21 protein-coding genes and 2 pseudogenes are annotated in these 22,206 nt (G+C 58.9%); all 23 read left to right on the top strand.

Features of this window, described 5'->3' with window-relative positions; translation table 11 throughout:
• The first annotated feature begins 186 nt into the window (after nucleotides 1–186).
• Nucleotides 187–939: a carbonic anhydrase gene (locus tag EN851_RS19750; RefSeq protein ID WP_126063825.1), complete on the top strand. Its 753-nt coding sequence runs from the start codon at nucleotides 187–189 to the stop codon at nucleotides 937–939.
• Nucleotides 940–1,099: 160 nt separating this feature from the next.
• Nucleotides 1,100–1,296: pseudogene (locus tag EN851_RS37235) on the top strand (7-carboxy-7-deazaguanine synthase QueE); the annotation flags it as partial.
• Between the two features lie 1,051 nt (nucleotides 1,297–2,347).
• The gene (nifH, locus tag EN851_RS19740; protein ID WP_024505261.1) at nucleotides 2,348–3,241 is read left to right on the top strand and encodes a nitrogenase iron protein; all 894 of its coding nucleotides are present in this window, start codon (nucleotides 2,348–2,350) and stop codon (nucleotides 3,239–3,241) included.
• Nucleotides 3,242–3,328: 87 nt separating this feature from the next.
• The gene (nifD, locus tag EN851_RS19735; RefSeq protein WP_024505262.1) at nucleotides 3,329–4,831 is read left to right on the top strand and encodes a nitrogenase molybdenum-iron protein alpha chain; all 1,503 of its coding nucleotides are present in this window, start codon (nucleotides 3,329–3,331) and stop codon (nucleotides 4,829–4,831) included.
• A gap of 129 nt (nucleotides 4,832–4,960) precedes the next feature.
• A complete protein-coding gene (gene nifK / locus EN851_RS19730) occupies nucleotides 4,961–6,502 on the top strand; it encodes a nitrogenase molybdenum-iron protein subunit beta (protein WP_126063826.1) in 1,542 nt (513 codons plus the stop codon).
• Between the two features lie 61 nt (nucleotides 6,503–6,563).
• On the top strand, nucleotides 6,564–8,039 hold the full coding sequence (nifE, locus tag EN851_RS19725) for a nitrogenase iron-molybdenum cofactor biosynthesis protein NifE (protein ID WP_095489376.1): 1,476 nt from the start codon (nucleotides 6,564–6,566) through the stop codon (nucleotides 8,037–8,039).
• A gap of 8 nt (nucleotides 8,040–8,047) precedes the next feature.
• On the top strand, nucleotides 8,048–9,400 hold the full coding sequence (gene nifN / locus EN851_RS19720; protein WP_126063827.1) for a nitrogenase iron-molybdenum cofactor biosynthesis protein NifN: 1,353 nt from the start codon (nucleotides 8,048–8,050) through the stop codon (nucleotides 9,398–9,400).
• Nucleotides 9,397–9,894 carry a nitrogen fixation protein NifX gene (gene nifX, locus EN851_RS19715; protein WP_063169371.1) on the top strand — a complete coding sequence of 166 codons (498 nt, stop codon included), beginning with the start codon at nucleotides 9,397–9,399 and terminating at the stop codon, nucleotides 9,892–9,894. Before nifN ends, nifX begins: the two co-directional genes overlap by 4 nt.
• Before the next feature lie 16 nt (nucleotides 9,895–9,910).
• Nucleotides 9,911–10,390, top strand: coding sequence for a NifX-associated nitrogen fixation protein (locus tag EN851_RS19710; protein ID WP_024505267.1), 480 nt, complete (start codon nucleotides 9,911–9,913; stop codon nucleotides 10,388–10,390).
• Between the two features lie 107 nt (nucleotides 10,391–10,497).
• Nucleotides 10,498–11,202 (top strand): response regulator transcription factor, encoded by a 705-nt coding sequence (locus EN851_RS19705; protein WP_224571202.1) that lies wholly within the window; start codon nucleotides 10,498–10,500, stop codon nucleotides 11,200–11,202.
• Between the two features lie 95 nt (nucleotides 11,203–11,297).
• Complete coding sequence (locus tag EN851_RS19700) at nucleotides 11,298–12,170, top strand: universal stress protein (RefSeq protein ID WP_126087041.1); 873 nt, start codon at nucleotides 11,298–11,300, stop codon at nucleotides 12,168–12,170.
• Between the two features lie 842 nt (nucleotides 12,171–13,012).
• Complete coding sequence (locus tag EN851_RS19695; RefSeq protein WP_063169368.1) at nucleotides 13,013–14,311, top strand: SidA/IucD/PvdA family monooxygenase; 1,299 nt, start codon at nucleotides 13,013–13,015, stop codon at nucleotides 14,309–14,311.
• A 13-nt stretch (nucleotides 14,312–14,324) separates the two neighbouring features.
• Entirely contained in the window at nucleotides 14,325–14,702 is a 378-nt protein-coding gene (locus EN851_RS19690; RefSeq protein ID WP_024505270.1) for a hypothetical protein, read from the top strand.
• Nucleotides 14,703–14,956: 254 nt separating this feature from the next.
• Nucleotides 14,957–16,120: a TlpA disulfide reductase family protein gene (locus EN851_RS19685; protein ID WP_245438181.1), complete on the top strand. Its 1,164-nt coding sequence runs from the start codon at nucleotides 14,957–14,959 to the stop codon at nucleotides 16,118–16,120.
• Nucleotides 16,121–16,440: 320 nt separating this feature from the next.
• Nucleotides 16,441–16,884, top strand: a complete 444-nt coding sequence (locus EN851_RS19680; protein WP_245458601.1) for a DUF269 domain-containing protein — start codon at nucleotides 16,441–16,443, stop codon at nucleotides 16,882–16,884.
• A 90-nt stretch (nucleotides 16,885–16,974) separates the two neighbouring features.
• On the top strand, nucleotides 16,975–17,133 hold the full coding sequence (locus tag EN851_RS19675; RefSeq protein WP_224571204.1) for a CCE_0567 family metalloprotein: 159 nt from the start codon (nucleotides 16,975–16,977) through the stop codon (nucleotides 17,131–17,133).
• A pseudogene (gene fdxB, locus EN851_RS19670) lies at nucleotides 17,130–17,444 on the top strand (ferredoxin III, nif-specific). The gene EN851_RS19675 and the pseudogene fdxB (EN851_RS19670) overlap by 4 nt, the downstream one beginning before the upstream one ends.
• Nucleotides 17,416–17,715 carry an exopolysaccharide production repressor protein gene (locus EN851_RS37845; RefSeq protein WP_126097327.1) on the top strand — a complete coding sequence of 100 codons (300 nt, stop codon included), beginning with the start codon at nucleotides 17,416–17,418 and terminating at the stop codon, nucleotides 17,713–17,715. The pseudogene fdxB (EN851_RS19670) and the gene EN851_RS37845 overlap by 29 nt, the downstream one beginning before the upstream one ends.
• 236 nt (nucleotides 17,716–17,951) lie before the next feature.
• A complete protein-coding gene (locus EN851_RS19660; RefSeq protein WP_024505903.1) occupies nucleotides 17,952–18,965 on the top strand; it encodes a 1-aminocyclopropane-1-carboxylate deaminase in 1,014 nt (337 codons plus the stop codon).
• Between the two features lie 599 nt (nucleotides 18,966–19,564).
• Complete coding sequence (locus EN851_RS19655; protein ID WP_126097328.1) at nucleotides 19,565–20,722, top strand: TlpA disulfide reductase family protein; 1,158 nt, start codon at nucleotides 19,565–19,567, stop codon at nucleotides 20,720–20,722.
• 324 nt (nucleotides 20,723–21,046) lie between these two features.
• Entirely contained in the window at nucleotides 21,047–21,484 is a 438-nt protein-coding gene (locus tag EN851_RS19650) for a DUF269 domain-containing protein (protein WP_126097329.1), read from the top strand.
• A gap of 46 nt (nucleotides 21,485–21,530) precedes the next feature.
• The gene (locus tag EN851_RS19645; RefSeq protein ID WP_063169367.1) at nucleotides 21,531–21,734 is read left to right on the top strand and encodes a CCE_0567 family metalloprotein; all 204 of its coding nucleotides are present in this window, start codon (nucleotides 21,531–21,533) and stop codon (nucleotides 21,732–21,734) included.
• On the top strand, nucleotides 21,731–22,048 hold the full coding sequence (gene fdxB, locus EN851_RS19640) for a ferredoxin III, nif-specific (RefSeq protein WP_189367684.1): 318 nt from the start codon (nucleotides 21,731–21,733) through the stop codon (nucleotides 22,046–22,048). Before EN851_RS19645 ends, fdxB (EN851_RS19640) begins: the two co-directional genes overlap by 4 nt.
• Nucleotides 22,049–22,206: the final 158 nt, after the last annotated feature.

The following is a 22,206-nucleotide window of genomic DNA, read 5'->3' as shown; positions in this document are numbered from 1 at the left end:
TGAAACTGCTCCCGTTGCGGGCTGCAGAAGCCGGCCAGCCGAGAAACGGCAGCCGCACTTATGAAAGCACGCCAAGGCATGCGGGCATCTATCAGTTGCAAAGGACAATACTGGCCGCGCCGATTGGCCATCACGCGTCCATTAGGGCAGCCACCAACATCAGTTCGCAAGAGGAGCAAAAGTAATATGTATCGTCGTCACCTGATCAAAGGGTTGGTTGCGCTCGGCGCATGCCGGATTTGCGTTCAAGCCGCCCAAGCGACCAGTGCCCATTGGGGGTACACCGGTCCGGTCGGACCGGAGCACTGGGCTGATCTGGATAAGGAAAATTTCGTATGCTCTGCCGGCACGCAGCAATCGCCGATCAATATCAACAGCGCGGTCAAGGCGGATATCCCGCATATCGCCATCGGCTGGCACAAGGGCGGCGGCAATATGGTGAACAACGGCCACACCATTCAAATCAATATGCCACAAGGCAGCACGCTGACCCGCAGCGATCGTGTCTACGAACTGGTACAGTTCCATTTCCATGCGCCAAGCGAACATCACGTGGCGGGCAAGAGCTTCCCGATGGAGGTGCATTTCGTTCACAAGGACACGCAAAGTGGTACTCTGGGCGTGCTGGGCGTCTTTTTAACGCCCGGCGCGACAAATGCCAGCTTTGCTGCCCTTGCTGCGGCCTTTCCCGAACTGCCGAATGGGGAGGTGACGATCGACGAGGTGAATCCCAACTGGCTTCTGCCAGCCTCGCTTGGCTATTGGACTTATGAGGGCTCACTGACGACGCCGCCGTGCACCGAAAACGTCGAGTGGATGGTGGCGATGGAACCGGTTGACGTTGATCCGGCAGACATCCAGCGATTTGCCTCCCTCTACCCGTCGAACGCGCGCCCTATTCATTCACCCAATCGACGCTTCATCCTGCGCCAGAGTTGAGCGCCGCCCCAGCGGTTCCGCACGGTCCAACATTCTTGGCACAAGTTGGCGCGAAGCCTCCTCTTCCGGTCTGGCGGTCTGACGGCGCTCCCCAAGCTGGCTAGTCTAAATGATAGGGATTCGGTGCCGACACCACTCGTCCCAAAGACGTCGCGGCGAGGTTTGTCTGCAACCCGGCAATCACACGCCGCCCCGCCGTGGTAATGAAGACGTCTCTGTCGAGTCCGACGGAATATGATGCGCATGGAATCGCTGGTAGAAAAGGTGACCAGCGACAGGTGGTTCGAAGCCCGCGTCTTGCCGCAGCTGCACGTTCTACTCTGGGGTAACAAGAGGGTGGTGTATACCTTCTCCTAGCTTCGCCGCCAACTACTCGGTTTTCCGAATTGCTCTCTATATTCTTGAAGACGATGCGTTCGTTAAAGACATGTGCTGCGCACCTGGTGTAAAAGCTGCTCTCATCATGCAGAGGTCAAGCCAGTCGGGCTCATCCGAGGCTATGGCCGTGAGCACTGTTCAGTTCGGCAGAGAGGGCGCTTTTGTACACACTTTGCGATCGTGGCGGCCCCGTGGGCAGATCTGCAAGCTGCCGCGACACTAACCTCTCGAAGCCCGCCCGCCCGCCTGTTGATGCGTGTCTCCCAGTAAGATTCCTGTCCAAGAACGTGATAATCTTCTTGCCAGTGTTGTAGCTGATGTTGCCCTTGATGCCGCAGCCTACCGCGGCGGGACCAAACTCAATGGCAAGCAGGCCGGCTAGGATCGTGCAGCCAGTCGCGAGCCTCGCCCACAACGGGGTCTCACGCGCATGAGGGCGCCGACCATGGGTTCGGCGGTTCGTACGCGTATAACACGTATCTTTCTGAAAAAATCAATGCTCTCGGCTAAGCTACTGAATTATTTGGCTTCCATATAGCGCGTCGGCGGAACCAACTTGTAGACGGGCTATGAAAGGTTAAGCGCGGATGTCTATCGGCCGCCGGCGTTCCCGCTCTGTAAGCCTGCCTGAACTACCCGCGCCGCGGTCAAGCCCCAGGCTCCTGCTCATCCAGCGACCGCCCGATCAATGGCAGGCTGGAAAGACAAGAGCCGATGTCTTCCGATGGTCTCGCCATCAGCTTTGGGCTAACTTCCCCATTCTCCCGCTTCGAGCTCGACACACGGCGGTTTGGATGGCGCACGACAATCTGTGTCGGCTTTGTCGTGTCCGTGACAGACGCCTGAAAGGCCCGTTCGCGCGTTTTGCCGCCGTCTAAGCGGCTGGAATTTAATGACAAAGTTTTTTCTGGGATCGGCCGATCACGCTGGTACGCTTTTTGCGATGCTTGGTGTGAGGCGGCACGAGCTGCCTATCGGCACTTGTGTCGCGGGCAGTCGCGATGATTAGAACGAAGGAAGGAAAGCTATTATGTCAGGTCTGCGTCAGATCGCCTTTTACGGAAAAGGCGGCATCGGCAAGTCCACCACGTCCCAAAATACGCTCGCTGCCCTTGTCGACCTCGGGCAGAGAATCCTCATCGTAGGATGCGACCCCAAAGCCGATTCCACACGCTTGATCCTGAATTCGAAAGCTCAGGATACCGTCCTGGATCTCGCCGCACAGGAAGGTTCGGTGGAAGACCTCGAACTCCAGGACGTGCTCAAGGTGGGCTACAGAGGCATCAAGTGCGTGGAGTCCGGCGGCCCCGAGCCGGGTGTCGGTTGCGCCGGCCGCGGCGTCATCACCTCGATCAATTTCCTCGAGGAGAATGGCGCTTATGACGATGTCGATTATGTCTCCTATGACGTCCTCGGCGACGTGGTATGCGGCGGCTTCGCCATGCCGATCCGCGAAGGCAAGGCCCAGGAGATCTATATCGTCATGTCCGGCGAGATGATGGCGCTCTATGCCGCCAACAACATCGCCAAGGGCATCCTCAAATATGCCCATTCGGGCGGTGTGCGGCTGGGCGGGCTGATCTGCAATGAACGTCAAACCGACCGCGAACTCGATCTGGCCGAAGCACTGGCTGGCCGATTGAATTCCAAGCTCATCCACTTCGTGCCCCGCGACAACATCGTCCAACATGCCGAACTCAGGAAGATGTCGGTGATCCAGTACGCGCCGGACTCAAAGCAGGCAGGGGAATACCGCGCTCTGGCCGAGAAGATCCACGCCAATTCGGGCCAGGGTACGATCCCGACGCCGATCACCATGGAGGAGCTGGAGGAGATGCTGCTCGACTTCGGCATCATGAAGACCGACGAGCAGATGCTTGCCGAGCTTCACTCCAAGGAAGCGGCGAAGGCGGCGGCCCAGTAGTGACATTAGCGCTGCCATGAATCGGCGCGCCTTGCAGAGAACGGCGCCTATTCTTTGAGGCGTCACCCAACCTTGAAAGGGGGACTCATGAGCCGGGAATACGAGAATGACGGTGCTCTTCATGCGAAGCTTATCGAAGAGGTGCTGTCGCATTATCCCGACAAGGCGGCGAAGCGCCGCAAGAAGCACCTCAACGTCGCAAAGAGCGGCAACGAGGCTGGCGGGGAAAGCGAGGTCCTTTCCGAATGCGACGTCAAATCGAACATCAAGTCCATTCCCGGGGTGATGACGATTCGCGGCTGTGCATATGCTGGTTCGAAAGGCGTGGTGTGGGGGCCAGTCAAGGATATGGTCCATATCTCGCACGGCCCGGTCGGCTGCGGCCAATATTCTTGGTCGCAGCGCCGCAACTACTACGTCGGTACAACGGGCGTCGACACGTTCGGGACAATGCAGTTCACCTCCGATTTCCAGGAGAAGGACATCGTCTTCGGCGGCGACAAGAAGCTGGAACAGATCATTGACGAGATTGAAGTCTTGTTTCCGCTCAACAACGGCATCACCGTGCAGTCCGAATGCCCTATCGGCCTGATTGGCGATGACACCGAGGCCGTTTCTCGCAAAAAGACCAAGGAGTATGACAAGACGATCGTGCCGGTACGCTGCGAGGGCTTCCGCGGCGTCTCGCAGTCGCTTGGCCACCACATCGCCAATGATGCAATCCGGGATTGGGTCTTCGACAAAAAGGATGTCAAGTTCGAGGCCGGCCCCTACGACGTCAACGTCATCGGCGACTACAATATCGGCGGCGATGCCTGGGCCTCGCGCATACTGCTTGAGGAGATAGGGCTGCGCGTGGTTGGCAACTGGTCGGGTGACGCCACACTCGCAGAGATCGAGCGCGCCCCGAAGGCTAAGCTCAATCTTATCCACTGCTACCGGTCGATGAATTACATCTGTCGGCATATGGAGGAAAAGTATGGCGTCGCCTGGATGGAGTACAATTTCTTCGGTCCCTCCCAGATCGAAGCCTCTCTGCGCAACATAGCCAAGCATTTTGGGCCGGAAATCGAGGAGAAGACCGAAAAGGTCATTGCCAAGTACAGGCCGCTTGTTGATGCGGTCATCGCCAAGTACCTGTCGCGCCTGGAAGGAAATACCGTGATGCTCTATGTGGGCGGCCTGCGCCCCCGCCACGTCGTCACGGCCTACGAGGACCTCGGCATGGTCATCGTGGGCACCGGCTATGAATTCGCCCACAGCGACGACTATCAGCGCACCGGCCACTACGTGAAGAACGGCACGCTGATCTACGATGACGTGACCGGCTATGAGTTGGAGAAATTCATCGAAGGGATTCGCCCAAATCTGGTCGGCTCGGGAATCAAAGAAAAATACCCGGTGCAGAAGATGGGCATACCGTTCCGCCAGATGCATTCCTGGGATTATTCAGGCCCGTATCACGGCTACGATGGCTTTGCCATTTTCGCACGTGATGTGGATCTCGCCATTAACAACCCGGTCTGGGACCTATTCCACGCGCCTTGGAAAAGAAGCCGGGGCGATGAGCGGGCGATGGCTGCCGAATAAACATTTGCTTCAGCCCCAGTCTCCCACTGAGACGGTGAACTCCCGCGGCCTCTGATCCGCCGGAGCCTGGAACGTCTTGACGTCCTGAGCTGCCGTCCCGCGCAGCCAGATGCAAAAGAGGTAATCATCATGCCGCAGTCGGCTGAAAAAATTCTCGATCACGCTCCCCTGTTCCGCGAGCCGGAATACAGAAAGATGCTCGCTGAGAAGAAGCTAAACTTCGAATGTCCGCACCCCGATGAAATCATTTCCGATCAGCGCGATTTCACCCAGACGTGGGAATACCGCGAAAAGAACCTCGCCCGCAAAGCGCTTGTCGTGAACCCGGCCAAGGCCTGCCAGCCGCTGGGTGCGGTATTCGCTGCCGCCGGCTTCGAGCGAACCATGTCCTTCGTCCACGGCAGCCAAGGTTGCGTCGCCTATTACCGCTCGCACCTGTCGCGCCATTTCAAGGAGCCTGCCGCGGCGGTCTCCTCCTCAATGACCGAGGATGCGGCGGTGTTTGGCGGCCTGAAGAACATGGTCGACGGGCTCGCCAACACCTACCAGCTCTACGACCCCAAGATGATTGCCGTGTCGACGACCTGTATGGCAGAGGTCATTGGCGACGACCTGCACAGCTTCATCCAGAACGCCAAGGACGAAGATTCAGTCCCGCGCGACTTCGACGTGCCCTTTGCCCACACCCCGGCCTTCGTTGGCAGTCATGTCGACGGCTATGACAACATGGTCAAAGGCATTTTGGAGCACTTCTGGAAAGGTCAGGAGCGTACGCAAATCGAAGGAACCATCAACATCATTCCGGGCTTCGACGGCTTCTGCGTCGGCAACAACCGGGAGCTCAAGCGCCTGCTCGATGTAATGGGCGTGTCCTATACATTGATCCAGGATGCCTCTGACCAGTTCGATACGCCTTCGGACGGTGAATACCGCATGTATGACGGGGGCACGAAGATCAACGAGGTGAAGAAGGCCCTCAACGCCGAGGCAACGCTTTCGCTGCAGCATCACAACACCCGAAAGACACTGGGCTATTGCGAGGAGGTCGGGCAGGCGACGGCCTCGTTCCACTATCCGCTCGGCGTTCAGGCGACGGACGAATTCCTGATGGAGGTCGCGGCGATTTCCGGCAAGGAGATTCCCGAGGCAATTCGCCTCGAGCGCGGCCGACTGGTAGACGCCATGGCGGACAGCCAATCCTGGTTGCATGGTAAGAAATACGCCATCTACGGTGATCCCGACTTCGTTCACGCAATGGCCCGCTTTGTCATGGAGACCGGCGGCGAGCCAACCCATTGCCTCGCCACCAATGGCACCTCGGCATGGGAAGCCGATTTGAAGAAGCTGCTAGCATCCTCGCCTTTCGGCAAGGCTGCCCAGGTTTGGGCGGGCAAGGACCTGTGGGCGCTGCGCTCACTGCTCTTTACCGAGCCGGTGGACCTTTTGATCGGCAATTCCTACGGCAAGTACCTGGAGCGCGACACCGGAACACCGCTGATCCGGCTGATGTTTCCGATCTTCGATCGGCACCATCATCACCGCTTTGCGCTCTTTGGCTACCAGGGAGCGTTGCGCGTGCTGACGACGATCCTCGACAAGATCTTCGACAAACTCGATCGCGAGACGAGCGAGACGGGTGTGACGGATTATTCCTATGACCTCACGCGCTAAGAGCCGTGGCCGGCTTTTCGCCGAGGCCATTCCTTGCCCAATGGACTGGGGAGGCTGAGCAATGTCCTCCCTCAGCGCCAAAATCAAGGACGCCTTCGATGAGCCCGCCTGCGATAAGAACCGTGGCAAAGATGCCAAGGCGCGCAAGGAGGGCTGCTCGAAGTCGCTGACACCAGGGGCGGCAGCCGGCGGCTGCGCCTTTGACGGAGCCAAGATCGTCCTGCAGCCGATCACCGACGTTGCGCATCTGGTCCATGCGCCGCTCGCCTGCGAGGGCAATTCTTGGGACAACCGTGGTGCGGTTTCGTCAGGGCCGACCTTGTGGCGGACAAGCTTCACGACCGACCTCACCGAACTCGACCTTGTGATGGGGCAGGGCGAGCGGAAACTCTTCAAGGCGATCCGCGAGATCAAGCACACATACGCGCCGCCGGCGATCTTCGTCTACTCGACTTGCGTAACGGCGCTGATCGGTGACGACATCGAGGCCGTGTGCAAACGCGCCACGGAAAAGTTCGGTTTGGCCGTGGTGCCGATCAATGCGCCTGGCCTGGCAGGCTCCAAGAACCTCGGCAATAAGCTCGCCGCCGAGGCGTTGCTCGATCATGTCATCGGCACGGTCGAACCCGACGACCCCGGACCCTACGACATCAACATCCTTGGCGAATTCAACCTCTCGGGCGAATTCTGGCTTGTAAAGCCGCTCCTCGATCGGCTCGGGATCCGGGTGCGCGCCTGCATTCCCGGCGATGCGCGTTACCGCGACATTGCTTCCGCGCACCGCGCCCGGGCGGCAATGATGGTGTGCTCGACCGCGCTTATCAGTCTTGCCCGCAAGATGGAGGAGCGCTGGGACATCCCGTTCTTCGAGGGCTCCTTCTATGGCATCTCCGACACATCGCAAGCTCTTCGAAACCTTGTCAGGCTGCTGGTGAGGAAGGGCGCCGATCCGGAGATCCTCGAGCGCACAGAGACGCTGATCGCGCAGCAGGAGGCGATCGCGTGGAAGAAACTCGAATCCTACCGGCAAAGGCTCCAAGGCAAGCGCGTGCTGCTCAACACAGGCGGTGTGAAGTCCTGGTCGGTTGTCCATGCGCTGATGGAGATCGGAATCGAGATCGTCGGCACCTCGATCAAGAAATCTACGGTGCAGGACAAGGAGCGCATCAAACAAGTTCTCAAGCACGACAAGCACATGTTCGAATCCATGGCTGCGAGCGAGCTGTACGCCATGCTCTCTGAACACAGGGCCGATATCATGCTGTCGGGCGGTCGCACGCAATTCATTGCGCTCAAGGCCAAGACGCCCTGGCTCGATATCAACCAGGAGCGCCAGCATCCTTATGCCGGCTATGACGGCATGGTGGAACTCGTACGCCAGATCGACCTCGCCATTCACAATCCGATCTGGTCTCAGGTGCGCCAGCCGGCCCCGTGGGATTGCCAGCCTGAGCTGATAGGCGAATTGCCGTGCACGAGGAACGAGACCGCGTACCTGTTTGATGAATTCGCCTGCGCGACGGCACACGAGTGTTGAGGCGACCGATGGCCCGCATCCTTCCCCAGAGCAAATCGGCGGCAGTCAACCCGCTGAAGTCGTCGCAGCCGCTGGGTGCCGCCTTTGCCTTTCTTGGCGTCGACGGTGCGATGCCGCTGTTCCACGGCAGCCAAGGCTGCACAAGCTTTGCGCTCGTTCTCTTCGTGCGGCACTTCAAAGAAGCGATTCCCTTGCAGACTACGGCGATGGATGAGGTGGCGACCATCCTCGGCGCAGCCGACCATCTGGAAGAGGCGATCCTCAACCTCAAGAACCGCACGAAGCCAACGCTGATCGGGGTGTGCACGACCGCGCTGGTGGAGACGCGTGGCGAAGATTGCGCGGGTGATATTGCCAACATCATGCGGAAGCACACGCAACAGCTTGCGGGTACGGAGGTCGTGCTGGCCAACACGCCGGATTTTGACGGCGCGATCGAAGAGGGCTGGGCCAAGGCAGTCACCGCAATGATCGAAGGGATTACGCGCTCGGGCGAACGGGCGCGGCACCCGAAGAAGATCGCAATCCTGCCCGGATGCAACCTCTCTATCGCCGACATCGAGCATATGCGGGACATGGTTGAAAGCTTTGGGCTCAAGCCGGTTATTCTGCCCGACATTTCAGGCTCGCTCGACGGTACGGTTCCTGACCGCTGGGTAGCGACCACATACGGCGGCACCAGCGTCGAAGACATTCGCGAGTTGGGCACGGCCATGCAATGCATCGCCATCGGTGAGCACATGCGCCGCCCGGCGAAAGCGCTGCACGGGTTGACCGGCGTGCCTTACGTGTTGTTCCAGTCACTGACTGGGCTGCAGGACACGGACCGCTTCGTGTCGCTGCTGTCTGCGATTTCGGGCGCGGCGGTACCGGCCCGCGTGCGCCGGCGCCGGGCGCAATTGCAGGACGCGATGCTCGACGGACATTTCCATTTCGGCGGCAAGAAAATTGCCATCGCTGCCGAACCAGACCAGCTGTTCCAACTTGCGACCTTCTTTGCTGGCCTCGGCTCCGAGATAGCCGCGGCCGTCACAACGACCGACAGGTCTAAAATTCTCGAGAAAGTCCCGGCGGTTTCGGTTCAGATCGGCGATCTCGGCGATCTGGAAAGTCTTGCCGTCGGTGCTGACCTGCTTGTCACGCATTCGCACGGGCGCCAAGCATCGGAGCGGCTCCGAATTCCGCTCATGCGCATCGGGTTCCCGGTCTTCGATCGACTAGGCAGCCAGCACAAGCTCGCAATTCTCTATCAGGGCACCCGCGACATGATCTTCGAGGTCGCCAGCATCTTCCAGGCCAACCAACACGCGCCCACTCCTGAGGCGCTTGATCCACTCCGTAATCGAGAAATATCACGATGAACGCTGTTCGCCGCCTCTCGCTGGTCAGTAGTGAGGTTTTCGCCCCGATGCCTGAACGACGTAAGGGCGCATTGCGCGTTGCGATCGCCACTCAGGACATGCAGGACCTCAACGCCCATTTCGGGTCGGCCAGGCGCTTTGCTGTCTACGACGTGACGCGCGAGGAATGGAATCTCGTAGAAGCCGTGGCCTTCGATGACGTGTCCGATGAAAGCGGGGAGCATCGGGCCGAGCGCGATGATCGCATCACGCCAAAGGTGGATGCGCTCAAGGGCTGTCAGATCCTGTTTTGTCTGGCAATTGGCGGCCCTTCGGCAGCCAAGCTTGTCGCGGCAAAAATCCACCCGATCAAAGTGGCGGAGCCCCAATCGATCCCACAGGTGCTCTTGCGCACGCAGATGATGCTCAGGACGTGTCCTCCGCCTTGGCTGCGCAAGGTGCTGGCGCGAGCGGGCATTGCCGAAAAGAAACCGTCCTTCGAGGACGAGGACTGAAAAGAGGAGGACGCCAATGCCTGACCCCGCAATCCCCCCAGCTGTCGCCGAAGACGAGGCGGCTCTTTGCACCCCGTTCGTCAAATGCCTCGTGCGGCTGATCCGTTCTCAGGATTCCTATGGCTCGTGGGAACGCAAAGCGGACGCTGAGCTGCTGGGCGACTTCATCATTACCAAGGAACAGCGCCGAGGGATCCCAATCATCGGAGATCCCGATCCCGACGTGCTGTGGAGGCTCGACAAGTACTACGCCGCCATCGGGCTTGCGATCGAGGAGCGCTGCGGCCTTATGGCATCGCCGATGATCCAGGTGAGCCATGAGGGTTTTGGTCGGGTGCTTTTCACGACCGGACGGCTGGTCGTTTTGTCCAAAACGCTGCGCGATGTCCACCGGTTTGGCTTCGAGACGCTCCTGAAGCTCGCCACGGCCGGTACGAAGCTGGTCGACGATGCGATTTCAGTCATCGAAACCTTTCCCCACGTGGCGCTGGCATGATGGGCGCGATTTTCGAGAAAGGCCATCATGACGGACCCGAGAAACTATGTTGGCCAGTCCCCTCGATCCAGGGACTCGAGGCCGACCAGGTTGTTGGGGTATCGCCGATGAAGAAGCCGCTGGTCCTGATCTGCTCGCAAGATGCCGAGTTCTATCTGCTCTACAGCCACATACTGGAGGTTGACGGTTTCAGCAGTGAGACGGCAGACGGCGCGAAGGCTGCGCTGGCCTTGGCCGAACAACGGGAGCTTCAGGCCGTAGTGCTGGATTGCGACCCAGCCAGCATAAACGGGTCCGCAATTTGCGCCCACCTCAAGCGGGAACCGCGCACCACCGACCTGCCTATCATCGCCCTGATCGCGCCTGGCGCCGAGCACCAGCACCTCGATCTCTTGAAGGCAGGCGTTGAGAGCTTTGTGCGGCCGGTGGCTCCGGCCAAGCTGCTCGACTGCCTGCGGGCGAGGCTCGGGCTGACCAAGCGTGGTCCGAACGGGGTTGAAAACGACAGTTGGATTTGTTGTGGAGGCCTGGAGATGAAGCTCGATGCCCATCGGGTTCGCGGTAATGGCCACGACATCCATCTCGGACGGATCGATTTCAACGTGCTGCGGCTTATGATTGAGGCCCCCGGCAAGGTCTTCAGCCGGGACGAGCTTATCGGGGCGGCCTGGCTGCCCAACATTCATGTCGGTGCACGCACCGTCGATGTCCATATCAGCCGAATCAGGAGGGCGCTGAAAACGGCCTTGCCCGGCAGCGTCATTCGCACCGTCAGGTCGGCCGGCTACTCGCTCGAGAAGCCGGACGACTGAAATCGGTGATCGAACGTGGTGCCGCTCTCTCTTCCTCCTGAGAGCGGTGTTGCCGCTTTGAGGCGCTCCTAACGAAGACCAGGAGAAGCAGGCAAATGGAATTTAAAAGCATATTCAGTGTGACGGGTGCTGATCATTCTGATGAGGACCTCACAACAGCTGCCGGACTGTGTGCCGAGGTCGGCGCGCACCTATCGGTACTCATTATACCGCCTCCATTGCTCTTGATGTTGTCTCCGCCCCCCGAATGGAATACAGGACGTGCACAGGCAATTGCAGTACCGAACTATCGATTTCAGCAAATCGAGAAATTTTCACAGGACGTGACCAGAATGGAAAGACGGTCCGCGGATATCCTCAAAAGGCTGAAAGCTATGTCGCTTTCCTGTGACGTTGACACCGACTATTGCGATCCGGCTAGCCTCGGTGAAGTGGCACGACAGCGGGCGCTCTGCGCTGACCTGACGATCGTTGGAGGAGACCTCCTCAACGATGAGACTCTCGGACCTCCTGTTGTCAACGGCTGCTTGTTCGATAGCGGAAAGCCGGTGCTCATCGTGCCGAAGGGCGTTAAGGCGACGCTGTCGCCTCGACGCGTGCTGGTCGGCTGGGATTCGCGTGTAGAGGCCTCGCGTGCGGTTCGGGAAGCTCTTAGTATCCTATCCGCTGCCAAGGAAGTCTGTGTCGCTATGGTCGATCCAAAGGCGCAAAACAACGGGAAAGGCGCGCAGTCTGGAGCTGACATCGCTGCCTATCTTACTCGGCACGGTGCTCGGGTCTCCGTTGACCTGCTTAAGAGCGCCGGCAAATCGGCGGGCACAGTGCTGACCCAGCACGCGAACGACATCTGTGCTGACATGATGGTTATGGGTGCTTATGGCAGCCGTGGGCTGCGTGAGCGGATTTTCGGCGGTCCGCCGAGCTGGAGCTTTGGGAAGACCACATTGCCGCTGTTTTTGGCTCGCTGATCAGCTCCGTAGGAACACCGATCAGGTCGTAGGACCGCCAACCAGTCCGAAGTCGTCGTCGGTTACCGGTCGGATTGCGGAGACATGGCTGGATCCGCGAACATCTTGCGACGCTTGTCAGAGCCAAACCGGACGCCTCGACTGCTTCACGACGCTCTCGTGAACCAACTCGTGCGAGATCGTCCGCAACGGGCAGTAAAGACGAACGGCTGCAGCAGACCGCAGCCAAGCCACAGGGCGGGTGTACCAGGAGACCCCGCCTCGTGCGCGAACCCTGTTGGAAGGCCCCTTATCAGTACCCGGACGCGCGTCAAATCGGCGGCTGTCCCTGTCAGCCTGCGGTGTGCAAGGGCCGCTGCCGCGGAGCTTCCCCTGCCCGATCGTCGGGCGTGCGACAATGTCGGATTCCAGACGAGCTGGAACTGCGCGAACTCGTTGGTTTGACAGGTCTTTATCCGGCACGCCGCATGCATGGGAGTCTCCGAAAGCATTAAGAGCCGTTATCCATGGTTACGCCCCTCGAAAGAAAGAGCCGCTTCCGTCGTGGCAGGGAAACAGCCACTCCTGGGGTGGAGGCCGGCGCTAGAAGCCGCCGTAAGATCCGGAAGAGCCGCGCGACAGCATCACACACTTTCCTTCTGCTCTTGGGTTCGGATCACGCCGCGCCGCTGTCGATGCCGCCGACATTGAGCCCAAGACCTGGAAGGCGGCACACGCTTTTGCTGTCCTCTCAGTCGGGACCGCGGCTCAAGCATGCCTGTGAGGTTCGCATTGCTCAATGCCCGGCAATCGACGTCAACATGCCGCTGAGTTGGAAAACACTCCTAGAGGAGTAAGGATAAGTGGACCTCTTTTGTATTGGTGTGGGTGCTGGACCATCTAATTTGAGCCTTGCGTGTCAGATACAGGAAGAGATTGCGCAAGGGGCACTGTTCCTGGACCGGGAGGTCGATTTCCGAGGACATCCAGGCAGCGCTTTCGATTGCGCGGAGCTCCAGGTCGGCCACTTCCAGGATCTGGTTACTCTGGTCAATCCGCGATCAGCCTACACATTCGTAAACTACCTCCACGAGAACGGGCGTCTTTACAATTTCCTCAATGCGCAATTTCACGGGGTGCTTAGAGCCGAGTTCGCCCAATATCTCAACTGGGCGTTCCAGAAGAATCCGCTTGTCCGTGGCGGCGAGGCCGTTCGCGAAATCCGCTTTGACGGCGAGTTTCGCGTGCGGACGGACAACGCGGTCCTTGATGCAAGAAACCTCGTCATCGACATAGGCAAGCAGGCGCAAATTCCGCCTCAGTTTCATGGCTGGACTGGACCCAACCTGTTCCACTCATCTGAGTTGGCCCACATCAATCCTGAGGTGCAAAAAAAGCATGTCTGCGTTGTTGGCGGCGGACAGTCGGGAGCCGAGCTGCTACTGCACCTTGTCGGCCGGCCGAAAGAACGGCGGCCCGCGGCGATCACATGGGTCTTGACGCGCGAGATGCCTTTCGACGACCACGCGTTCACAAACGGGCTGTTCACGCCATGCTTCTCGGATCGTTTTGCTGCGATGAGCGAGGTGCATCGACAGCTGTTCCTGCGGCGTTTCGCGCTTGCCTCCGAGGGCATTTCAGAAAGCAAGTTGCGCGCGGTCTATCAGGCGCTCTACCACCACGCCTTTCTCGAGCCACACCAATGCGAGATCACATTGCGGCCAAGTTGCAACGTGTCGCGCTGCATCAATGCCGGAGCAGGGCACAGGCTCACGCTGCAACGCGGCTTGGACAACATCGGAGAAGTAACCGCCGATATCGTCATCCTGGCCACCGGGTACGAGAAACCGCTGCCGGGTTTCCTAGAACCGATCGCAGATCGCCTCGAACAGATCGGCAATGAGCTCGCCATCGGCGAGGATTTTTCGGTGTACTGGGACGGACCGCGAGACCGACGCCTTTTCGTTCAGAACGCCTGCCTTGGACAGCGCGGGCTGGCTGATCCGAACTTTGGGCTGCTGGCCTGGCGAGCGCGCCGCATCCTTGACAGCCTTCTGCGGCGCGCGCCATGCGCCAATCCCGAGCATCTAGGGTTCATCAACCGTCCCTTGACGGAGTGCTGGCCCGACCTCGGAGTCGAACAAATGGGCAGCGGGATATGATTCGTCGATATTGATGATCGGCGGTGGCATTCAGGAAAGATTTCCGCCTCTGGCGGCAAAAGCGGGACGAGCAATATTCCTACGGCGTCAGATCGCTCTGCTCGCGCTTGAGCAAGGTAGCGTCGCGCGACTCCTGCTTGGCGTGAAACAGCAAAGGGCATTCAATCACGATGCAGCTTTACGTGCTGTCGGGCTCAACGCCACGTGGATCGAGCCCAACGCCGCCGTTGGCAACCGCGACGCGAATTATGACGCCGGGCCACATGCGGCGGTGGCTGCAAGGGTACCGAGCCTCTCCCGCACTTTCGACCCCATCGCCGAAGTGCGACTACTCCAGGACGCCGAAGCCGGTCTTATCGCCAGCGGGCCAGCCAAACTCTCACCTTCCTAAACGGCAGCCGCTAAGGTGAGCCGTCGAAAGCCGACATTCAGGTTAACGTCAGCTGGCCGTGTTAGGGCTCGCTTATTCAAGGCGGTACCGGCGCTTGCCGAAGCTAAGAAGGGTTGGCATGCCCTTTGCCGTGCTTGATGTGCGGCAACACGGTGAGAGCTCCGCTGAAGCAAGCGAGAGGGAGCAATGCCCTCGAGACCGTGTCCGATTTTGACTGGAAAATATTCCGCGACAAAAGAGACGAAAGGTGTGGAATGACTTTGGACACCAAGATGGAACTGCGTATGGGGTCCCCGGCTCCTGCGCTGAAAGTGGAGAACTGGCTGCGTGGCGAGCCCCTCACGAGCCTTCGGCCCGGCAAGGTCTACCTCGTTGAATTTTGGGCGACTTGGTGCCGACCATGTGTCCACGCCATGCCCCATTTGATCGAACTGCAGGAGAAATATAAAGACAGCGGATTTGAGATTATCGGAGTCGCAGCTTGCGAAAAGGCTGCAACCGCGGACGAAGCGCGGACCAACGTGGATGCCTGGCTGACCGAGAAGTTCCCGAATCTGAATTATCGGACAGCGTTCGATTGCACTGGCGAAATGAAAAAGCTCTGGCTGGAACCCAGCTCTTCGTTCGGGATTCCCACCTCGTTCGTGGTCGACCGCGACGGCCACATCGCTTATATCGGCCACCCGGCACCTCTCGATGACGTTTTGCCGAAAGTCCTTAACGGCAGCTGGCGCAGCAGCTATGAAGCGAAAGCCGTCGATGCAAAGCGAATCTCGCGTGTGCGCGAATCGTCGCTGAGTCAGCCGATATACGCCAAACTTGGGCCGGCGATGCAGGACGAGGATTGGGCAGCGGCACTATTGGCCATCGAAGAAGGCCTCGCCGTGATGCCAGACTCTTTTGATTTTCGGCGGGTTCATGCGGATATTCTGCTTCACAAGCTGCGCGACATCAAAACCGGCTTGCCGCTTATGCGCGAATTGGTCGAGGACGCGATCAACAAAAAGTTCGAAGCGATGTCTTGGGTGGTGATGGCGCTGAACCAACTCTTCCATCCCACGATCGACAACTCCCATCTTCCGCATGATGATCGCTTTGCGATGGGCAAGGAGCTCTCCGAACAGATCCTGGAACTTAATCCTCCGCAAGGCGATGGAGACTTTAAATTCGGGTGTTACTTTCCGGTCGCTCAGTATTATTACGAGAGCGGCAACAAGGACCGGGCGATCGAGTTGATCGAGGTGGCAATCAAATCGCTGGACCATTCGGAGCCAGTGCCGGACCAAACCAAACAGCGCTACCTCACCTCGTTGCTCCAAGCCCTGGCCAACTACACGGGTGAGCCTGCCTGTCACGCGGGTCTCTGTGTGGCTCCGCAAAACAAGACTTCCGAAACTCAAAACGCTGTCACTTCCTGAGCAAGGATCGCGAAGGGCATGACAATTGGAATTGAACACCGGCAAATCCGCCCGCCCAGGCGCACTTCGCAGCAATAACGTCGATGCCGCAAAAGTGCGCGGCTTGCGGCAGGTGGAATTTCCATTGCGTTTACCTCGGGTCGAACCGCGGCGCAGGCGTTCGCGCCGCGGTGAAAGGTCTCGCATTGGTGGACGTGCTCGAGGTCGGCCACGGGACACTGTTGCGTGGGATCGGCTCGCCCAAGCCATTCCCCGCCCACGCAAGCGCCCGAACCACACATCGCAGAAAAAGAGATCGTCCTTCAAGAGGAGTACTGAAATTGGGGAAAAGCGAAATTCCTCATGAACCGGTTGGCCCTGCTGTCCACGGGGACGGCGAGGCCCTTGCTTCCCCGTTCGTCAAATGCCTCCTGCGGCTCATTCGTACTCAGGATTCCTTCGGCTTATGGGAAGGCCATTCGGATGCCGAGCTGCTGGCCGAGTTCATCATCACCAAGCAACAGCAACGTGCGGTACCCTTTGGCGGCGATCCCGATCCTGACGCGCTGTGGAGGCTCGACATGTTTTACACCGCCGTAGCGCTTGCGATCGAGGAGCGCTCCGGCGTGTCGACGTCGCCGACAATAGAAATGAAACCCGTGGGGGCTTCCGGCGGTTGGGCGTTCTGTCGAGACGTCCACCGGTTCGGCTTCGAGACTTTCCGCAAACTTGCTGAGGCCGGTACGAAACTGGTCGACGATGCGACTGCAGCCATTGAAGCCTAGCCCGAGATGGAGCGCATCAAGAAACCATTGTTCCAGAAAGGATCTATGTCAGACCTAGATAGGATGAGGAAAAAAGTCTGAAAGCTCCAGTTGCGTGCAGCTATTGCCAAGATGGCATTGCAGGACCTCGTCGAGGGTCTGCCGGGCAAGTGGGCCGACATACAGGAAGTCGCCGAGAAAACCCAAGCCGTTTATGCCGAGTTGGATGTTGCCAAGAGAGAACTCGCTTCAATGAAGAATTTAGGATGATGCGCACATTCACCACCCGTGACGGCTCCATTTGGATGCCGCCGTACCTGACCTCCATCGATAGCAAATCTGCATCGGCTGCTGCCGTTGTTTCAAGGTCTGCTCGCGCGATGTCATGCATCTTCACGGCGTTGATGATGCGGGTGAAATCCTCGCCCCTGCGATGACGAGGCGACGATTTCGACGGCAAGCTCAATCGCATGATCATGGTTGTCGATGATGCCGGCCGCTGCATAGGCTGCGGAGCCTGCGGCCGCGTCTGCCCCAAGAACTGCCAGACGCATGTTGCGGCCGACGAGCTCGCAACATGATCTGGCGAAAACCAGGGGAGCGGCGTGCACTTCATCTTTTTGTCGGCTCGTGGGGCTGGTCCTGTGCAGCAATGCGTCGATGGTTTACTTCGCTTTGGATTCGCTCCGTGTGGCAGTCGTCACGACGCTGGCCTGTTCGCTGCTGCTTCAGGCCGGCTACTTCGGCCGCGTGCTCTTTCTGATCTGGCAGTCCTCTAGCCGCGCTCGTGGAACTCGCCACAGGGGCCAGCATGCCGATGGTTACAGGAAAGCTCGGGTACCAGTCGTCTGACTCTGATCAACTGCGGAATGCAATTTTCAGCTGTGTCCCGGCTTGGTCGAATGCCCAGCATGTGCTGCTGCTTTGATGCGCGGATGACAGGATCAGTGCTCAGACCCACACCAATTTTGGTCACCCTCTGATGACTGAGCTGATCGTATAGGGAATCTGTGTTCGGCTAACACGCGACCATACCCCTGGGCTGACCGGTGCGTAGCAGGTTCAGGTACTTTTTTGCTGGAGATAGCATGCTGGAAAAATTCGAACGTTATCCGCTCACCTTTGGACCCACGCCGATCGAGAGGCTCGACCGCCTCGGCAAGCATCTGGGCGACAAGGTGGAAATCTACGTCAAACGCGAGGACTGCAACTCCGGTCTCGCGTTCGGCGGAAACAAGCTGCGCAAGCTCGAATACATTGTGCCCGACGCGATCGCGTCAGATGCCGATACGCTCGTCACAATCGGTGGCGTGCAGTCCAACCATACGCGCATGGTCGCTGCGGTCGCCGCCAAGATCGGCATGAAATGCCTCCTGGTCCAGGAGAGCTGGGTCCCACATGATGATGCTGTCTACGACCGGGTCGGCAATATCCTCTTGAGCCGCATCATGGGGGCAGAGGTGCGCCTGGTTGACGAGGGCTTTGACATCGGCATCCGCCGCAGCTGGGAAAAGGCACTTTATGAAGTCAAGGCAAGGGGCGGCAGGCCATATGCGATACCTGCCGGCGCCTCTGTCCACAAATACGGCGGCCTGGGCTATGTGGGGTTCGCTGAGGAGGTGCGTGCCCAGGAAGAGCAGCTTGGGTTTGCCTTCGACTATATCGTCGTCTGTACGGTGACTGGTTCAACCCACGGCGGCATGCTCGTCGGGTTCGCCAAGGATGGTCGACAGCGCAACGTGATCGGTATCGATGCCTCCGCCATGCCCGCCAAGACCAAGGCGCAGGTGCTTGGCATCGCCCAAAATACAGCGAAGCTCGTCCACCTCGGAGCGGAAATTGTCGAGGCAGACGTGGTGTTGTTCATGGACTACGCGTACCCGGGTTATGGCGTTCCATCGGAGGAAACCAAAGAGGCAATCCGTTTGTGCGCGCGGCTCGAGGGCATGATTACGGACCCCGTTTACGAGGGCAAATCGATGCAAGGGATGATCGACCTCGTCCAGAGGGGCTTCTTTCCACAGGGATCGAGGGTCCTCTACGCACATCTAGGCGGCGCACCGGCGATCAACGGGTACGGCTACACCTTTCGCAACGGCTGACGTTCGGCAGTCTGCGATTCCGCGGTCGCGCTCGAACGTGGGTAGGTAGCGTCGTTCGAGCGCTTGGCTGGAGAAGTGGAGGCAGCGACGGGCATCCACTAATTGGTACCATTACGTGCTGTCGGTGCTCAACGCCACGCGCATTGAGCGCATGCCGCCGTTGGCAACCGCGAGGCGAATTTTGACTCCGGGGCAAGAATCCACACGCGGCGGTGGCGGCACGAGGACCAAGCCGGCGAGTTCGCGCTTTCGAACTGGCGCCAAACTGCCACTGCTCGAGGACCGAGGCCAGTCTAATCACAGGCGAGCCGTCCAAGCTCTCAAGAGTGATAGGGCGAAACCCGACAGCGGCAGAAGACATGTCGGGTTCACGACAATCGGCCGCATTTGGCCTCGTGGAGAATTTCAAAGCATTTCCCGCCGCTTACCGGAGCTGAGGGAATTGGCACCTCCGTTGCAGCTTGATGTGCGGCAACACGGTGAGAGCTTCGCTGAAGCAAGCCAGAGGGAGCGATGCCCTCGAGACCGTGTCCGATTTTGACTGGAAAATATTCCGCGACAAAAGAGACGAAAGGTGTGGAATGACTTTGGACACCAAGATGGAACTGCGTATGGGGTCCCCGGCTCCTGCGATCAAAGTGGAGAACTGGCTGCGTGGCGAGCCCCTCACGAACTTTCGGCCCGGCAAGGTCTACCTCGTTGAGTTTTGGGCGACTTGGTGCGGACCATGTGTCGACGCCATGCCCCATTTGATCGAACTGCAGGAGAAATATGAAGGCAGCGGATTTGAGGCGGTCGGAGTTGCCGCCTGCGAACAGGGTCCTACCGCAGACGAGGCGCGGACCAACGTGGATGCCTGGCTGACCGAGGAGTTCCCGAATCTGAATTATCGTATCGGGTTCGATTACATTGGCGAAATGAACAAGCTCTGGATGGATCCCAGCTCTTCGATTGGGATTCCCACCTCGTTCGTGGTCGACCGCGACGGCCACATCGCTTTTATCGGCCACCCGGCGGAACTCGATGACGTTTTGCCGAAAGTCCTTAACGGCAGCTGGCGCAGCAGCTATGAAGCGAAAGCCGCCGATGCAAAGCGCATCGCGCATAACCAACTTGCAGCGCGCGAAATGTCGCTTACCGGGCCGATATACGCCAAACTTGAGCCGGCGATGCAGGCCGAGAATTGGACGGCGGCGCTCTTGGCCATCGAAGAAGGCCTCGCCTTGATGCCAGACTCTTGTGAGTTCCGGCAGATTCATGCGGATCTTCTGCTTCACAAGCTGCGCGACATCAAGACCGGCATGCCGGTCATGCGAGAATTGGTCGAGGACGCGATCGACAAAACGTCCGACGCGGTGTCGTGGATGGCCTTGGCCCTCAACCAACTCTTCGATCCCACGATGGACAATTCCCATCTTCCGCGCGCGGAGCGCTTTGCGATGGGCAACGAGCTCTCGGAACAGATACTGGCACTCAATCCCCCGAACGGCGATGGCCCGTTTAAGTACCTCCGGTACCTCCCGGTAGCTCAGTATTATTACGAGAGCGGCAACAAAGATCGCGCAATCGAGTTGATCGAGGTGGCACTGAAATCGGTGGACCGGCTGGGGCCAATTCCGGACCACACCAAACAGTACTATCTTACCCCATTGCTCGAAGCACTGGCCAACTACACGGGTGAGCCTGCCTGTCACGCGGATCTTTGTGTGGCTCCGCAAAAGAAGGCACCCGAAACTCAAAACGCAGTCACTTCCTGAGCAAGAATCGCGAAGGGACTGACAATTGGAATTGAACACTGGCCAATCCGCCCATCGAGGCTCTCTTCGCAGCAAGTATGTCGATGCAGCAGGGCGGCGGCTTGCGGCAGGTTGGATTTCAATTGCGTTGACCACCGGTCGGATCGCGGCGCAGACAATGTGCGCCGCGAATTCGCGCCGCAGGTCTCGCACTCGTGGACATGTCGAGGTCGGCCACGGGGCACTCTTGGGGTTGGCCCGCCCAAGCCATTCGTCGGCCACGCAAGCCGACCCGGAGTGGGCATCGCAGGAAAAGGAAATCGTACCTCGAAGACGAAGACTGAAATGACGAACAACGAAATTCCTCCGGTTGGCCCTGCTGTCCACAAGGACGACGAGGCCCTTGCTTCCCCGTTCGTCAAATGCCTCCTGCGGCTCATTCGTACTCAGGATTCCTTCGGCTTATGGGAAGGCCATTCGGATGCCGAGCTGCTGGCCGAGTTCATCATCACCAAGCAACAGCAACGTGCGGTACCCTTTGGCGGCGATCCCGATCCTGACGCGCTGTGGAGGCTCGACATGTTTTACACCGCCGTAGCGCTTGCGATCGAGGAGCGCTCCGGCGTGTCGACGTCGCCGACAATAGAAATGAAACCCGTGGGGGCTTCCAGCGGTTGGGCGTTCTGTCGAGACGTCCACCGGTTCGGCTTCGAGACTTTCCGCAAACTTGCTGAGGCCGGTACGAAACTGGTCGACGATGCGACTGCAGCCATTGAAGCCTAGCCCGAGATGGAGCGCATCAACAAAACCATTGTTCCAGGAAGGATCTATGTCAGACCTAGATAAGATGAGGAAGAAAGTCCGAAAGCTCCAGTTGCGTGCAGCTATTGCCAAGATGGCATTGCAGGACCTTGTCGAGGGTCTGCCGGGCAAGTGGGCCGACATACAGGAAGTCGCCGAGAAAACCCAAGCCGTTTATGCCGAGTTGGATGTTGCCAAGAGAGAACTCGCTTCAATGAAGAATTTAGGATGATGCGCACATTCACCACCCGTGACGGCTCCATTTGGATGCCGCCGTACCTGACCTCCATCGATAGCAAGACCTGCATCGGCTGCTGCCGTTGTTTCAAGGTCTGCTCGCGCGATGTCATGCATCTTCACGGCGTTGATGATGCGGGTGAAATCCTCGGCCCCTGCGATGACGAGGACGACGATTTCGACGGCAAGCTCAATCGCATGATCATGGTTGTCGATGATGCCGGCCGCTGCATCGGCTGCGGAGCCTGCGGCCGCGTCTGCCCCAAGAACTGCCAGACGCATGTTGCGGCCGACGAGCTCGCAACATGATCTGGCGAAAACCAGGAGAACGGCGTTGCACTTCATCTTTTTGTCGGCTCGTGGGGCTGGTCCTGTGCAGCAATGCGTCGATGGTTTACTTCGCTTTGGATTCGCTCCGTGTGGCAGTCGTCACGACGCTGGCCTGTTCGCTGCTGCTTCAGGCCGAC

Source organism: Mesorhizobium sp. M8A.F.Ca.ET.208.01.1.1 (assembly GCF_004791315.1).
Classification (GTDB): domain Bacteria; phylum Pseudomonadota; class Alphaproteobacteria; order Rhizobiales; family Rhizobiaceae; genus Mesorhizobium.
The sequence above is the reverse complement of the archived record's forward strand: the minus strand, read 5'-3'. Positions and strand labels throughout refer to the sequence as shown.

What these genes read in the sequence shown, in the direction of transcription:
- EN851_RS19650 (WP_126097329.1), top strand. Translation starts at nt 21,047, where the DNA reads ATGACGAACAACGAAATTCCTCCGGTTGGCCCTGCTGTCCACAAGGAC.
- nifE (WP_095489376.1), top strand. Translation starts at nt 6,564, where the DNA reads ATGTCCTCCCTCAGCGCCAAAATCAAGGACGCCTTCGATGAGCCCGCC.
- nifN (WP_126063827.1), top strand. Translation starts at nt 8,048, where the DNA reads ATGGCCCGCATCCTTCCCCAGAGCAAATCGGCGGCAGTCAACCCGCTG.
- nifK (WP_126063826.1), top strand. Translation starts at nt 4,961, where the DNA reads ATGCCGCAGTCGGCTGAAAAAATTCTCGATCACGCTCCCCTGTTCCGC.
- EN851_RS19750 (WP_126063825.1), top strand. Translation starts at nt 187, where the DNA reads ATGTATCGTCGTCACCTGATCAAAGGGTTGGTTGCGCTCGGCGCATGC.
- EN851_RS37845 (WP_126097327.1), top strand. Translation starts at nt 17,416, where the DNA reads ATGTTGCGGCCGACGAGCTCGCAACATGATCTGGCGAAAACCAGGGGA.
- nifD (WP_024505262.1), top strand. Translation starts at nt 3,329, where the DNA reads ATGAGCCGGGAATACGAGAATGACGGTGCTCTTCATGCGAAGCTTATC.
- EN851_RS19705 (WP_224571202.1), top strand. Translation starts at nt 10,498, where the DNA reads ATGAAGAAGCCGCTGGTCCTGATCTGCTCGCAAGATGCCGAGTTCTAT.
- EN851_RS19685 (WP_245438181.1), top strand. Translation starts at nt 14,957, where the DNA reads ATGACTTTGGACACCAAGATGGAACTGCGTATGGGGTCCCCGGCTCCT.
- EN851_RS19690 (WP_024505270.1), top strand. Translation starts at nt 14,325, where the DNA reads ATGATCGGCGGTGGCATTCAGGAAAGATTTCCGCCTCTGGCGGCAAAA.
- nifX (WP_063169371.1), top strand. Translation starts at nt 9,397, where the DNA reads ATGAACGCTGTTCGCCGCCTCTCGCTGGTCAGTAGTGAGGTTTTCGCC.
- fdxB (WP_189367684.1), top strand. Translation starts at nt 21,731, where the DNA reads ATGATGCGCACATTCACCACCCGTGACGGCTCCATTTGGATGCCGCCG.
- nifH (WP_024505261.1), top strand. Translation starts at nt 2,348, where the DNA reads ATGTCAGGTCTGCGTCAGATCGCCTTTTACGGAAAAGGCGGCATCGGC.
- EN851_RS19645 (WP_063169367.1), top strand. Translation starts at nt 21,531, where the DNA reads ATGTCAGACCTAGATAAGATGAGGAAGAAAGTCCGAAAGCTCCAGTTG.
- EN851_RS19660 (WP_024505903.1), top strand. Translation starts at nt 17,952, where the DNA reads ATGCTGGAAAAATTCGAACGTTATCCGCTCACCTTTGGACCCACGCCG.
- EN851_RS19710 (WP_024505267.1), top strand. Translation starts at nt 9,911, where the DNA reads ATGCCTGACCCCGCAATCCCCCCAGCTGTCGCCGAAGACGAGGCGGCT.
- EN851_RS19655 (WP_126097328.1), top strand. Translation starts at nt 19,565, where the DNA reads ATGGAACTGCGTATGGGGTCCCCGGCTCCTGCGATCAAAGTGGAGAAC.
- EN851_RS19700 (WP_126087041.1), top strand. Translation starts at nt 11,298, where the DNA reads ATGGAATTTAAAAGCATATTCAGTGTGACGGGTGCTGATCATTCTGAT.